This window comes from uncultured Roseibium sp., from assembly GCF_963675095.2.
Classification (GTDB): domain Bacteria; phylum Pseudomonadota; class Alphaproteobacteria; order Rhizobiales; family Stappiaceae; genus Roseibium.
The window spans coordinates 75,017-88,862 of the sequence record NZ_CAXXSJ010000037.1; the positions used below are offsets into that span (position 1 = coordinate 75,017).

At 62.1% G+C, this 13,846-nt stretch carries 13 protein-coding genes; 9 read left to right on the top strand and 4 right to left on the bottom strand.

Translation table 11 applies throughout. The annotated features are described in order from the left end of the window. The first annotated feature begins 6 nt into the window (after positions 1 to 6). From ABIN98_RS14690 to ABIN98_RS14700, 3 genes are read left to right on the top strand one after another with little or no spacing between them, the layout of a single operon-like run. A complete protein-coding gene (locus ABIN98_RS14690; RefSeq protein WP_346911096.1) occupies positions 7 to 414 on the top strand; it encodes a DUF2177 family protein in 408 nt (135 codons plus the stop codon). Further along, positions 411 to 1,484, top strand: coding sequence for a cryptochrome/photolyase family protein (locus tag ABIN98_RS14695; protein ID WP_346911097.1), 1,074 nt, complete (start codon positions 411 to 413; stop codon positions 1,482 to 1,484). The genes ABIN98_RS14690 and ABIN98_RS14695 overlap by 4 nt, the downstream gene beginning before the upstream one ends. After that, complete coding sequence (locus ABIN98_RS14700; protein WP_346911099.1) at positions 1,463 to 1,960, top strand: hypothetical protein; 498 nt, start codon at positions 1,463 to 1,465, stop codon at positions 1,958 to 1,960. The genes ABIN98_RS14695 and ABIN98_RS14700 overlap by 22 nt, the downstream gene beginning before the upstream one ends. Here the strand turns inward: ABIN98_RS14700 and ABIN98_RS14705 are convergent, their stop codons facing one another. Next, complete coding sequence (locus ABIN98_RS14705) at positions 1,961 to 2,536, bottom strand: cupin domain-containing protein (protein ID WP_346911148.1); 576 nt, start codon at positions 2,534 to 2,536, stop codon at positions 1,961 to 1,963. A 117-nt stretch (positions 2,537 to 2,653) separates the two neighbouring features. Here ABIN98_RS14705 and ABIN98_RS14710 point away from each other — a divergent pair, with 117 nt between their 5' ends. Then, positions 2,654 to 3,994 (top strand): aspartate aminotransferase family protein, encoded by a 1,341-nt coding sequence (locus ABIN98_RS14710; protein ID WP_346911101.1) that lies wholly within the window; start codon positions 2,654 to 2,656, stop codon positions 3,992 to 3,994. Between the two features lie 15 nt (positions 3,995 to 4,009). Here ABIN98_RS14710 and ABIN98_RS14715 read toward each other — a convergent pair whose 3' ends face one another. Continuing rightward, a complete protein-coding gene (locus tag ABIN98_RS14715; protein WP_346911102.1) occupies positions 4,010 to 5,719 on the bottom strand; it encodes a thiamine pyrophosphate-requiring protein in 1,710 nt (569 codons plus the stop codon). Between the two features lie 153 nt (positions 5,720 to 5,872). Here ABIN98_RS14715 and ABIN98_RS14720 point away from each other — a divergent pair, with 153 nt between their 5' ends. The 5 genes from ABIN98_RS14720 to ABIN98_RS14740 are packed head-to-tail and all read left to right on the top strand — an operon-like array spanning position 5,873 to position 12,219. Then, positions 5,873 to 6,823, top strand: coding sequence for a TAXI family TRAP transporter solute-binding subunit (locus tag ABIN98_RS14720; RefSeq protein ID WP_346911104.1), 951 nt, complete (start codon positions 5,873 to 5,875; stop codon positions 6,821 to 6,823). 9 nt (positions 6,824 to 6,832) lie between these two features. Beyond that, positions 6,833 to 8,779, top strand: coding sequence for a TRAP transporter fused permease subunit (locus ABIN98_RS14725; RefSeq protein WP_346911106.1), 1,947 nt, complete (start codon positions 6,833 to 6,835; stop codon positions 8,777 to 8,779). Then, positions 8,776 to 9,594, top strand: a complete 819-nt coding sequence (locus tag ABIN98_RS14730) for an IclR family transcriptional regulator (protein ID WP_346911108.1) — start codon at positions 8,776 to 8,778, stop codon at positions 9,592 to 9,594. Before ABIN98_RS14725 ends, ABIN98_RS14730 begins: the two co-directional genes overlap by 4 nt. A 19-nt stretch (positions 9,595 to 9,613) precedes the next feature. Continuing rightward, on the top strand, positions 9,614 to 10,630 hold the full coding sequence (locus tag ABIN98_RS14735) for an amidohydrolase family protein (protein ID WP_346911109.1): 1,017 nt from the start codon (positions 9,614 to 9,616) through the stop codon (positions 10,628 to 10,630). Between the two features lie 2 nt (positions 10,631 to 10,632). Continuing rightward, positions 10,633 to 12,219: an FAD-dependent monooxygenase gene (locus tag ABIN98_RS14740; RefSeq protein ID WP_346911111.1), complete on the top strand. Its 1,587-nt coding sequence runs from the start codon at positions 10,633 to 10,635 to the stop codon at positions 12,217 to 12,219. Positions 12,220 to 12,232: 13 nt separating this feature from the next. On the opposite strand, the gene ABIN98_RS14745 is transcribed toward ABIN98_RS14740, so the two are convergent. Both ABIN98_RS14745 and ABIN98_RS14750 read right to left on the bottom strand, forming a co-directional pair. Beyond that, positions 12,233 to 12,895 (bottom strand): hypothetical protein, encoded by a 663-nt coding sequence (locus tag ABIN98_RS14745; RefSeq protein ID WP_346911112.1) that lies wholly within the window; start codon positions 12,893 to 12,895, stop codon positions 12,233 to 12,235. Between the two features lie 39 nt (positions 12,896 to 12,934). Further along, positions 12,935 to 13,843, bottom strand: a complete 909-nt coding sequence (locus tag ABIN98_RS14750) for a F0F1 ATP synthase subunit gamma (RefSeq protein ID WP_346911113.1) — start codon at positions 13,841 to 13,843, stop codon at positions 12,935 to 12,937. Between the last annotated feature and the right edge of the window lie 3 nt (positions 13,844 to 13,846).

Below are 13,846 nucleotides of genomic sequence, written 5' to 3' on the forward strand. Positions count from 1 at the left end.
AGACGAATGCGCGTTCTGGTTCTCAGCTATCTGTCTGCCGCTGTGGTGTTTTTCGGTCTCGATTATCTGTGGCTCAGCCGGGTGGCGATCGGTTTTTACCGCTCTCATATCGGTGACCTTCTCAGAGACCGCCCCGATATGACGGCGGCCGGGCTGTTCTACCTCGCCTATATCGCCGGCATCGTCTATTTCGCCGTCCTGCCTGGCCTGCAGAAGGAGAGCGTGGCCATCGCGCTCGTGAACGGAGCGCTGCTGGGTCTGCTCGCCTACGGCACCTATGACATGACCAACCTGGCAACCCTGAAGGGCTGGTCGTTGACCGTCAGCGTGGTCGACATGGTCTGGGGAACCGTGTTGACCGCCACGGCTTCGGCGGCGGCCTTTGCCGTGGCCGGTCTGCTGAAAGCAGGATGACGGAGCAAATCCGCAACCTTGTCCTCGTTCTCGGGGACCAGCTTTCCCTTTCGATGTCGAGCCTGAGCGACGCCGATCCGGCCCGGGACCCGGTGCTGATGTGCGAGGTCGCCGAGGAGGCCACCTATGTCCGCCATCACAAGAAGAAGATCACCCTGATCTTTTCCGCCATGCGGCATTTCGCGGACGAGCTGCGCGACCATGGATTCGAAGTTCGCTACGTGAAGCTCGATGACGATGGCAACAGCAATTCCTTCACCGGCGAAGTGAAACGCGCGGTCGGAGATCTGAAGCCGGAGCGGATCGTTGTGACCGAGCCCGGCGAGTGGCGGGTGCGACAGGCCATGGACCGCTGGTCTGCCGACTTCGACATCCCGGTCGAGATCCGCGACGATACCCGCTTCCTGTGTTCCCGCGGCGATTTCCGCCAATGGGCCGGAGATCGGCGCGCGTTGACGATGGAATTCTTTTACCGGGAGATGCGCCGGCGGACGGGTCTGCTGATGGACGGCGACAAGCCGTGCGGGGGGCGCTGGAATTTCGACGCCGACAACCGCAAGCCGGCTTCTCCTGATCTCTTCCGTCCGGCGCATTCGACCTTTTCCCTGGACGCAATCACGCAGTCGGTCATGAAACTGGTCAATGCCCGGTTTCCGGACCACATGGGCTCGGCCGATGGATTTGCCTTTGCGGTGAAGCGCGAAGACTGCGAACGGGCGGCGGACGATTTCATCGAAAACTTCCTGCCGGATTTCGGTGAGACGCAGGATGCGATGCTCAAGGACGATCCGTTTCTCAATCATTCGCTTTTGTCGTTCTACCTGAACCTCGGCCTGCTCGAGCCGATGGCGCTTTGCCGGGCGGCGGAACGGGCCTATTTCGACGGTCACGCGCCGCTCAACGCGGTGGAAGGGTTCATCCGCCAGATCATTGGCTGGCGGGAATATGTGCGCGGCGTCTACTGGCTGTTCATGCCGGACTACGCCGACAGCAATTTCTTCGATGCGAAACGGCCGCTGCCGGCTTTTTCTGGACGGGAAAGACGGAGATGGCCTGTCTTGCGCAGGTGATCGGCGAGACGATCGAGAATGCCTATGCGCATCATATCCAGCGGCTGATGATCACGGGAAACTTCGCCCTGCTGGCTGGGCTCGATCCCCATGCGCTGCATATTTGGTACCTGGAGGTCTATGCCGATGCGTTCGAATGGGTGGAGCTGCCGAATGTCATCGGCATGAGCCAGTTCGCCGACGGCGGACTGCTCGGCACCAAACCCTATGCGGCGAGCGGCGCCTATATCTCGCGCATGTCGGACTACTGCAAGGATTGCCGCTACGATGTCCGCGCCAAGACCGGCGAGGGGGCCTGTCCGTTCAACGCCCTCTATTGGGATTTCCTCGACCGGAATGCGGACAGGCTCTCGTCCAATCGCCGGCTGGCTCAGCCCTATACCACCTGGCGACGTATGGGAGAAGACAAGAAGCAGGTCTACCGTCAAAGCGCCCGGGCGTTCCTTGAAAAACTGGATGCCCGGCACCCTGTTTGATCAAAACGTCGGTGGGGTACAGGCGCTGACGACGACGCAGCGCTTGTTTCTGAGCGCCTTGAACCGGTGCGGGGTCGTGCTCTTGAACATGTAGGCATCGCCCGGTCCGAGCACCTTGCGCTGGTCGCCGACGGTGATCTCGATATGGCCTTCCATGACGATGCCGGCTTCCTCGCCCTCGTGGCTGAGCATCACCCGGCCGGTATCGGCGCCCGGCTCATAGACCTCGTAGAGCATCTGCAGGTCATGGCCGAACAGGTTGTTGCCAACCTGCCTGTAGGAAATCTTTCCTTTGCCGATCTCGGTCAGTTCCTCGGCGGCAAAGAACACCTGGTCCTGGCGTTCCGGTTCATAGGCGAAGAAGTCCGACAGGCCGATCGGAATGCCGTCCAGAACCCTCTTCAGGGCGCTCAACGACGTGTTGATCTTCGCGGCCTCGATTTGGGAGATGAAACCGTTGGTGACGCCCGCCCGCTTGGCGAGCTCCCGCTGGGAATAACCGTGGGCTTCGCGGATCGCGCGCAGCCTGAGGCCAACGTCCTTCGAGAAGTCATCCGTGTTTAGTGTGTTTATCATCATAAACACATACACATGGAATCCGATGAAAACCAGTGACTTGCCGGATTGAAGAAACAGACTTTTCTTCCGACTGAAATCAAGGCCTTCTAGTCCCGGTTGCTGAGGAGAAGTGCCATGGATGCTGTCGTCGACCGAAACGAAACCCGTTCCAATCAGGTTCTGGATGCCTACTGGATGCCGTTCACCGCGAACAGGCAGTTCAAGCAGAACCCGCGCATGCTGGTCTCCGCCAAGGGCATGCATTACCAGTCCGACGACGGCCGAACGATCCTCGACGGCACGGCCGGCCTTTGGTGCTGCAATGCCGGTCACGGCAATGCTGAGATCACCGATGCGGTCGCCCGGCAGCTCTCAAATCTCGACTACGCACCGTCCTTCCAGATGGGCCATCCGATCGCGTTCGAGTTTGCCGAGCGGCTGAAACAGATTGCGCCGGACGGGTTCAACCATGTCTTCTTCACCGGCTCCGGATCGGAGTCGGTCGACACCGCGCTGAAGATCGCGCTGGCCTATCACCGCGCCCGCGGCGATGCGGGCCGGATCCGCCTGATCGGCCGGGAACGGGGCTATCACGGCGTCGGTTTCGGCGGCATTTCGGTGGGCGGCATCGTCAACAATAGGCGCCACTTCGGCACGCTTCTGACCGGTGTCGATCATCTGCCGCATACCCACGCTCCGGAGCACAACGCCTTTTCCAAGGGACAGCCGGAGTGGGGCGCCCATCTCGCCGACGACCTTGAGCGGATCGTCGCCCTGCACGGCGCGGAAACGATTGCCGCGGTCATCGTCGAACCGGTCGCCGGGTCAACCGGCGTGCTGGTGCCGCCCAAGGGCTACCTGGAACGCCTGCGCACTATTTGCGACCGGCATGGTATCCTGCTGATCTTCGACGAGGTGATCACCGGGTTCGGCCGTCTGGGCACGCCGTTTGCCGTCGACTATTTCGGCGTGAAGCCGGACCTGTTCACGACGGCCAAGGCGCTCACCAACGGTGTCGTTCCCATGGGTGCGGTGTTCGCGCAGGACCATATCCATGAGGCCTTCATGAACGGTCCGGAAGGGGCGATCGAGCTCTTCCACGGCTACACCTATTCCGGCCATCCGGTCGCCTGTGCCGCGGGCCTTGCCACGCTGGACATCTATGAAAAGCACGGCCTTCTGACGCGCGGCGCCGACATTGCCGATCATTGGGAAAACACTATCCATTCGCTGAAAGATGCCCGCCACGTCAAGGATGTACGCAATCTCGGCATCATTGCCGGGATCGAGCTGGACTCCCGTGACGGAGCCGTGGGCCAGCGCGCCTACGAGGTGTTCGTCAAGTGTTTTGAGGCGGGTCTCCTGATCCGGGTGACGGGCGATATCATCGCCCTGTCGCCGCCGCTGATCGTCGAGGAAGGCCAGGTTTCCGAAATGGTCGACACCCTGCGCGATGTTCTGGCCGCGACCGACTAGACCTGAACCGCTCCATCAGTAGCTGTCGGAAACGGCGACCCTGACGTCAAGTACGGCCTGCCGCCTTTCGGTGCGGATTGCGTTGATGGCTGCTTCCAGGGCAGGGCGCAGATCGGTGCCGTGGGTCACCCGTGCCGTGAAGGCGCGGCTGGCGGCGGCGACTTGCAGGTAGTCGGGCGCGGGTTCCAGGGACGTCAGCGGCATGGTGTTCGCTTTTGCCGCCGCCCCGTCCTTATAGGCGTTGACGACCGAGCGCCGGACCGCGTTCCACATGCCGTTGTTCTTGATGATCACCAGCACGGGCAATTGCAGCGCCTCGGAAATCTGGTGGCAGGCGACCGGGTTGGAAAAGATGTAGGAGCCGTCGCCCATACAGGCAACGCAGAGCCGGTCCCGGTCCGCCAGTTGCGCTCCGAGGGCCGCCGGAAAGGCCCAGCCGAGGCCGCCTGCGTGAACGTTCATGAACATCCGGTTGGGACCCTTCAGGTCCATGGCGCCGGCGACGACGCCAAGTTCGCAAAAGACAGCGGCATCGTCCCCCATCACGTCTGAAAGCGTACGGCTCAAAAACTCCGCGCCGATGGGATCGCCAGCCCCTTTCGAAATCAGATCCTCCATTTTCTCACGTCGCGGCGCGATCTCCGCGGCCAGGCGGTTCTTGCGCCTTTGGACGCGGGCCTCATCCGTTTTCAGCGCAGCGCTCAGAGCCTCGATGGCGCGCACCGGATCGGAGCCGATGGCAAGGTCCGTCTTGTAGTTGCGCACCGGCATGCGCGCGAAATGCGGGTCGGCTCCGATGTGAACGATTTTCACGTCCTCGGACGGGGCATGGAACCGCTCGATCCAGGGAATGTCGGTGTCGAGCACGACGATCAGATCAGCGCCGGCAATGGCGGCCGCCGGGTCGTGGCCGAGAAACATCGGATGGTCGCTTTGCATGACATTGCGAACGACGAAGGGCTCGGCAACGCCGATGCCGTGGGCCTCCGCAAGGTCGGCCAATGCGGCAGACAGGCGGCCTTCGGTGTCGCCGCGCTGGCACAGGATCACGGGCCGTTCCGCCTCGCTGAGCCAGACCGCGAGCTGATTGATCGCCTCGGCGTCCGGGCTTGCCGGCGTGGCGGCCGGCCGCAGGCGGGCGGGCTGTTGCGCGCTTTCGGGGATGTCCGCGCCGAGCGGTTCGCGCGGCAGGCTGATATAGGCCGGACCCTCGGGGGCGCTGGTTGCCAGCGACAGGGCACGGCTCACCAGCGCGTCGCCCTGTTCCGGATAGCGCATCTCGTAATTGAACTTGGTGACGTCACGGATCAGGGAGGCCTGATCATATTGTTCCTGGCCGTACTGGATCGGGGTCGCCCGGCTACCCATCCTTCCGGTTTCGGTGATCGGGGTCCGTCCGGACATGACCAGGACCGGGATGTTGTCGCTGGCGGCATTGATGACGCCCATGGCCGCATTGGCGAGCCCGACGTTGACATGAACCATGACCGCCTGGGCCTTGCCGGTCACCAGATAGTAGCCGTGGGCCATGGCGACCGAGGCCGTCTCGTGGGGAACCGTCACCGGTTCGGGAATCTCGTCGGCCGGCAGGGCGGAAAGGGCTTCGATGATCGGCGGAAAATCGGTTCCCGCATTGGCAAACAGATAGTCCACACCGGCCCGCTTCAGGCCGAGCAGCACGGATTCGGCGCCGTTTTTCGGCGCACGCGGATGCTTCGACGTCATTCATTCCCTCCCGTGTCCGGCGATCTCTGTCGCCCGACTGCGACAAAATGGACTTGTCAAAGCTGCGAATGCAAGTAATAAATGATCAGAAATCTCAATTATTGGGATTTTTGTCGCCTTTTGGAGGAGGCGGCGATCAAAGGGAGGAACCACATGACAAGATTTTTCAAGGCAGCAGCCTTTGCCGCGGCGATGGTCGCGGCCGGGTCTGTCCAGGCGCAGACGGTCGGGATCGCAACGTCGAACCCGGGTTCGCTGTTCCACAATATCGGGACGGCTGTTGCCAATGCGGCCAATGAAGCGGGGTTGAACACCACCGTTCAGCCGGCCACCAGTCCGAACCAGTTCATTCCGTTCGTGAATTCCGGAGGGATCGAATTCGGCGTCGCCAATCTGCAGGAAGTGAATTACGCGATTTCCGGTGAAGCCTGGTGGAACGGGGTCAAGAACCCGAACCTTCGCGTCGTGGCCATGCTGATGCCGCTCAAGGAAGCGATCTTCGTGCGCGCCGACAGCGACATCAAGACGCTCGCCGACCTGAAGGGCAAGCGGATGACGGACGGCTATACCGCCCAGAACACCATCCTGCCGCAGCTCGACGCGGTCTATGCCACCGCGGACATGACCCGCGAAGACATGACGCCGGTCTATGTCACCTCGGTCGTTGCGGGGGCGCAGGCTTTCATCGCCAATGATTCCGACGGTTTCATCTTCGCCCACGGTGCGGGCAAGGTCCGCGAAGCGGATGCGTCCGTCGGCGGTCTGCGTGCGCTGCCGGTTGCCGATGACAGCGATGAAGCCCTGGCCAAGGCCCGCAAGCACTGGCCGACTGCCTTCTTTGCCAAGATGAAGGCCGGCTCGTCTCCGGGCGTTCTCGAAGACGCGACCTATATCGCTTTCCCGCAGGTGATCTTCACCCATTCCGGTGTGCCGGACGATGTCGTCTATGCGATGGCCAAGGCCATTTACGACGGCAAGGATGCCATGGTCAGCACGTTCAAGCCGTTCGCCGCATTCAATCCGAAGGACATCAAGGGCGATCCCGGCATTGCCGAATTCCATCCCGGTGCATTGAAGTTCTTCACAGAAGCTGGTCTGGACTGAGGACGCACCGTGCAGGACGAAACGGAAGAGAGAGGCCTGATCGGCCTCTCTCCAGCGATCCGGCGCCCGATCGCCGATGTGCTGGCAACCCTCTTGACGCTGACGACGATCTGCTGGGCGCTGTCCGTGCCCCGCTATCTGGGCCTCGGCTTTTATCCGCAGCAGTTCTTCGCCGCGGTGCTTGCCCTGGTCCTGCCGATCGCTTTTCTTGAGCTGCCGGCACGCCGTTTTTCGAGCCGCAAGGTCGTGCCCTGGTATGATGTTGCCCTGGCGCTGATCGCGTTTGCTTCCGTTTCCTGGATCGCCGTCGGCTATCCGCAATTCGTGCTTCAGATCTTCGCGAAACCCGCGGTGGTCTGGATCCCGGGCATCATCATCACACTGCTGACGCTCGAATGTCTCAGGCGCGCGACCGGCTGGACGCTGGTTTTGATCATCTGCGCCTTTCTGCTTTACGCTCTCTTCGGCGACGTGCTGCCGGGCCGCCTTCAGGGGCGGGCGCAGGACTGGCAAATGCTCGCCGGTTACATGACGCTCGATTCCAACGGCATTCTCGGCCTGCCCATGTCGGTGGCCGCGACCGTCGTCGTCGCCTTCATCCTGTTCGGGACGCTATTGGGTATCACCGGCGGGTCGAATTTCTTTACCGATGCCGCCATGCTCGGCATGGGCCGGTTCCGTGGCGGGTCGATGAAAATCGCCGTTCTGGCGTCGGGCCTGTTCGGATCGATTTCCGGATCCGCAGTCGCCAATGTGGTCGGCACCGGCGTTGTGACGATCCCCATGATCAAGCGCGATGGTTATCCCGGCCACAAGGCCGCGGCGATCGAGGCAGTCGCCTCCACCGGAGGCCAGCTCATGCCGCCGGTGATGGGGGCCTCCGCCTTCCTCATGGCAGAGTTCCTGGCCATTCCCTATTCCGACATTGTCACGGCCGCGCTGGTTCCGGCAATCCTCTACTACGTTGCCCTGTTCATCCAGGCCGATCTGGATGCGGCGCGCATGGATATCCGTCCGGTGCCGAAGTCGGAGATCCCGGCCGGCCGGATCGTCGTGCGCGGCCTGCATTTCATTCTCGCCTTCGCCGTCCTGATCTGGCTGTTGTTCTGGCAGGGGTTTCAGCCTGAACGTGCGGCGCTCTGGTCCGCTGTGGTGCTGATCGCAACCTCACTTGCGATCGGTTATCGCGGCAGCCGTCCGGCTCTGCGCGCGATCTTCGGCAGCCTGTCCAGATGCGGTCATTCCGTGGTCGAGATCATCCTGATCTCGGCGGCTTCCGGCCTGGTGATCGGCGTCTTGAACGTGACCGGCCTGTCATTCAATCTCACCTACCTTCTGGTCCAGATCGGCGGCAACAACGCCTTCATCCTTCTGAGCCTGTCGGCCATCGTCTGCATTATTCTGGGCATGGGGCTGCCGACCCTCGGGGTCTACGTGCTGCTGGCGGCGCTTGTCGCACCGGCCCTGATCAAGGTTGGTATCGATCCGATTGCGGCCCACTTGTACGTGCTCTATTTCGGCATGATGTCGATGATCACGCCACCGATCGCCATTGCGGCCTTTGCCGCTGCGTCGCTGGCGAAAGCGCCAGCGATGGCGACCGGTTGGGCCGCCATGAAATTCGGCTGGGTCGCCTATATCATTCCGCTGCTGTTCGTGTTCTCGCCGACCCTGCTGCTCAATGGAGCGCCTTTGGAAATCGCCTTGGCGGTCACGACAGCCGTCGCCGGGGTCTGGCTGGTTTGCATCGGAATAGCCGGTTACTTTGCCGGTCCTCTGACCTCCTGGGTCCGGGTCCTGTTTGCCGTTGCCGGATTGCTTGCTCTCATTCCTTCCGGGGCCTTTCCCCAGGCCGTCATCACCGATGTGATCGGCGTTGCCTGCGGCGTCCTCCTGATGGGGTGGCAACTGATGAGCCGGAAGCCCGCCACAGCAAAGGATACCGTCCAGTCATGAGCGTTTCTTCCGGCAGCGGCGAGCGGCTGTTCGCGATCCTCGACCTGTTCACCGAGGACAGGCTCGAGTGGACGCCGCAGGAAATCATGGCGGAGCTCGGCTATACGCGTCCGACGCTCTACCGCTATCTGCGCACACTGAAGGATGCGGGGTTCCTGACCTCCCTGCCGGGGCGGGGCTTCACCCTCGGGCCGAGGGTGGTGGAGCTGGACTTTCTGGTCCGCCGCTCCGACCCGGTCGTGGAGATCGGGCGGGACCAGGTCGACGCGCTGGCAAACCGCTATCCGTGCTCGTCGCTCCTGGTGCGCTATTACGGCAAGAAGCTCCTGTGCGTGCATTCGGCCTGCTCGATCCCCGATCCTCGGTCGAGTTACCCCAGAGGTCGGCCGATGCCGTTGGCGCGCGGGGCAATTTCGCGTGCTATCCTCGCCAACCTGCCGCGGCGCCAGCAGAAACCGATCATCACCGAAGCCCTTGAGGACTTTGCCGAGATCGGCATCGGCTCCACCGTTGAAGACGTGCTCGATTCGCTGCGGGCCATCCGCCGCCGCGGATATTCAATTGCCCATGGGGAGGTCACGCCGGGTGTCGTCGGTATCGCCGCGCCGGTTTTTGATTCCGGGCGCCTGCCCATTGCAGCGCTCTGCGTCACCATCGAAGCAACAGCTCTGGAGGCCCAGGGTCTGAGCGAGGCCACGGTTGCCGAAAACGTTCGCGAGGCGGCAGCGGAAATCAGCTTCGAGCTGGCGGAACTGCAGCACGATCCAACCGAAACAATAGACCAGAACCCGGCCGAGGCCGGAGAAACAGCTTGATTGCTCAGGGAGAAAACACGTGAGAAAACTCGATATTTTCAATCATATCTGGCCGAAGCCTTTTTTCGATGCCCTGATCGATCACATCGGCGAAATGACCGACATCACCCGGCGCTCCGGCGATGTGCCGATGATGACCGAGCTGGATCGGCGGTTCGAGGTCATGGACATGTTCGGGCCCGACTACAGCCAAGTTCTGTCGCTGGCCTCGCCGCCCTTGGAAAAGCTCTGCGATCCGGCGAAGGCGCTCGAACTCAGCCGGATCGGCTCCGATTCCCTGGCTGAGCTTTGCGCAAAATATCCGGACCGCTTTCCCGCCTTCATCGGCACCGCGCCGATGAACAATCCGGATGCGGTCGTCGAGGAGAGCCGGCGCGCCATCGAGGATCTCGGCGCATCGGGGATGCAGATCTTCACCAACGTGTCGGGCAAGCCGCTCGACCTGCCGGAGTTCGATCCGTTCTTCGACTACATGGCGAAGTCGGGCAAGCCGGTGTGGCTGCATCCGGCCCGCGGTGCCAATTTCACCGACTACCTGACGGAGAAGGAATCCGAATACGAGATCTGGTGGACCTTCGGCTGGCCCTATGAAACCTCCGCCGCCATGGCGCGGCTGGTCTTTTCCGGCGTCTTCGACCGGCATCCGGGCCTGAACGTCATCACCCACCATGCCGGCGGCATGGTCCCCTATTTCGAGGGTCGGGTCGGCCCCGGATGGGACCAGATGGGCGCGCGCACGTCGAACAAGGACCTGGCGGCCGTGCGCAAGGCGCTCAAGCGTCCGCATCTTGAGTATTTCAAGGATTTCTATGCCGATACCGCGACCTTCGGCTCGCGCAAGGCGATCGAGCATGCCATCGAATTCTTCGGCGAGGACCATGTGGTGTTTGCCTCCGATGCGCCGTTCGATCCGGAAGCGGGCCCGATGTATATCCGCGAAACGATCCGCATCCTGGAAGAGCTGGACGTCTCGGAGGAAACCCGGGCGAAGCTGTTCCACGGCAACACCGAACGCCTGCTCGGTCTGAAGGGATAACGATGGCGGACGGTTTTACCCATGACGTGATCATCATCGGCGGGGGCCCCGTCGGGGTCGGGCTTGCAATCGAGCTCGGCCTCAAGGGCATCACCTCCGCCGTGGTGGAGAAATACGAGACCATCCAGCCGATCCCGAAGGGGCAGAACCTCACCCAACGCACCATGGAGCATTTCCATTTCTGGGGCTGTGAGGAAGATCTGCGCAATGCCCGCACCGTGCCGCGAGGCGCCGGCATCGGTGGGTTGACCAATTACGGAACGCTTCTGAACGACTACAGCTATGACTGGCTGAACCGGGCCGCGGTCAAGGACTATTACTACAGTGCCAACGATCGCCTGCCGCAATATGCCATGGAAGCGGTGCTGCGCACCCGCGCGGCGGAGATCGATGCCATCGATCTTTTCTACGGTTTTGACGGCGCGGATATCGAGCAGGACGCCGAAGGCGTCACGGTGACGGCGACGGAATACGGGGGCTCCGGACAACGGATCCTGCGCGGACGCTATGCGGTCGGTTGCGACGGCAGCCATTCCTTTACCCGGCAGGCAGCGGGAATCCCCCAGACCCTTGCCGATCACGACCGCAAGATGGTGCTGTTGGTCTTCACCTCCACGGAACTCCACGAACTCCTGGAGCGCTATCCGGGCAAGGCGTTCTTCAACGTGCTGCATCCCGACTATGACGGCTACTGGCTGTTCTTCGGCCGGGTCGATCTCGGGACATCGTGGTTCTTCCATGCGCCGGTTCCGGCGGATGCCACGGAGGAGAATTTCGATTTCAAGGGGTTCGTCCAAGAGGCCGTGGGCTACGAGATCGACCTCAGTGTGGATTACATCGGCTTCTGGGATTTGCGTTTTGCCCTGGCCGACACGTATCGCAAAGGCAGGGTGCTGATTGCGGGCGATGCCGCGCACAGTCATCCGCCCTATGGAGGCTACGGAGTGAATTCCGGCCTCGAAGATGCCCGCAATCTCGGCTGGAAACTCGCCGCAACCCTGAAGGGCTGGGCGGGACCAGGCCTGCTGGACAGCTACGATGCTGAACGGCGGCCGGTGTTCGCGTCGACGGCGGCGGACTTCATCGGCAATTACATCGAACAGGACCGCGAATTCCTCAATCGCTACAGTCCTGAAAAGGATCCGGAAGAGTTCCGGACGGCCTGGGGCAAACGCAGCGAAGACACGGCGGATGTGAATTCCTTCGAGCCGAACTACGAAGGCTCGCCGCTCGTCACCGGAAGCCCGGCCGGTGCTGCGCCGAGTGCGAAGGGAACACATGAATTCAAGGCCCGTCCGGGCCATCACCTCGCGCCGCAGGTTCTGCCGGACGGACGGAATATCTTCGAGATGCTGGGCGAAGGCTTTACGCTTGTCTCGATCAAGGGGGATGCCGCCCTGGTCGAAGCGTTCCGGCAATCGGCTGAGGAGCGGACCATTCCCTTGACGATCGTCGAAGTGGACGCGCCCAAACTGATCCTTGCTTACGGGGCCTCGATGATCCTGATAAGACCGGATCAGTTCGTCGCTTGGGTAGGTGACGAGGGTAGTGCGGACAGGATATTGGCAAAGGCCATCGGCGCGAATTGAGGGGTGGAGGACGTTACTCGTCCTTCGTTGCCTGGTTCGACTGACCGAGAGAGGCCGCGGTTTCGCCTGCCATGTCGGCCCGGATCAGGGCCGTCAGGAAGTCCGGAAATTCTTCCGGTTCGACCAGTGCGGACAGGTAGGTGACATCTTCGGGCAGGCCGAGGGAACGGGCGGCCGCGTAGGTTCGGTCATCTGTAAAGGGATAGAGTTCCTTCCAGACGACCTGAGCCTCGCGGCAGAAGATATCGGCGCCAACGTCGCCGATCCCCTTGAACTCCTTCAGGAGTTTTCGTTCCGTCAGCGGGTCGCGGTGGGCCTTCTCACGCAAGGCCCGCAGATCGCCGTCATAGTCGGCCATGATCTTTTCTGCGAGTTCGCCGAGCAGCGTCGCCGTCTTTTCGTCGAAGCGCGCATAGCCGGCGGCTGTCAGCACGCTTTTCCGGTCGGCCCAGTGGCTGAGGGCAAGCTTGGCCGGCGTCGTCCAACCCTTGTCCGCCAGCGCTCTTGTCGCGCGCATGGCGAGGCGTGCGGAAATCGGCGCGCTCATGAGCAGGCATGCGCACAGCCAACGGAAAAGATGCGCAGGAATATTGCCGGGCAGATCCAGTCCCAGCTCGCTGGAATAGGTTTCCCCGTATCGGCGTAACAGGCCCGATATCAGGCTGTCCTGCGGCATGTTTCGGTCCTCTGCAGCCCGGTCATTTTTAATTATCGCCTAGCGCTTTTTCCGGATCGCCTCGGATCCGGCGACCACTTCGAGCAGTTCGTTCGTGATCGTTTCCTGCCGCTTTTTCCGGTATTCGGCAAGCAGGTTTTCCCGCCGCTCGTTAATGTTGCGTTCCGCATTCTGCATGGCGGCAAGCCGTGAGGCATGCTCGCTTGCCAGGGATTCGGCAAGGGCTGCGTAAAGAACCAGGGTCAGGTGCTGCCGGATCAGCCAGGAAAACAGTTCGCCTTCGTCCATCCGGTACATGGGTAGCCTTTTCGACGGCCAGGGGGTGGTCGCGAGCCGGTCCAGATAATCCTGCGAGATCGGAAGCAGGTCCTTGTGCGTCGTCTCCGCGAGCGCCTGCTCGGATCTGCGGTTATAGACCAGCGCGACAGGCCCGACCCCTTCCTCCCGAACCCAACGGTCGAGCTCAACGACGATGGCCTGGACGGAATCGATCAGGCCGTCGACTGAGCCGGGCAGGGTAAACAGCCTGTCCACCGGCCGGTCCATGGCTTCCAGGCGGGCCGCGGCGCGGACGCCGACGACGCAGATGAAGGGCGGTCTCTCGTCCGCTGTCTTTGCTTCCGTCTCCAGTCCCTGGCAGGCGAATTCGGCAATCCGGTCGTTGAAGCGGCCGCACAAGCCCCTGTCGGAACCAACGACGATGAGCGCGCGGCGATGACCGGACTTGCGGTCCGGCCCGGTGAGGTCGAGCGGCTCCGCCTTGTTCCTGCGATTGCGCAGAACCACCTGCAGGCCCAGGGTGATAGTCCGTTCGTAGTCGGCGATCGCCGTCACCGCATGTTCGTATTGCCGGATGTTGACGGACGACAGCGCCTTCATCGTGCGGACGATGGACTGGATTTCCTCGGTGGTGTGCAGGCGTTCCGACAGCGCCTCGAGCGTTTCCATAGC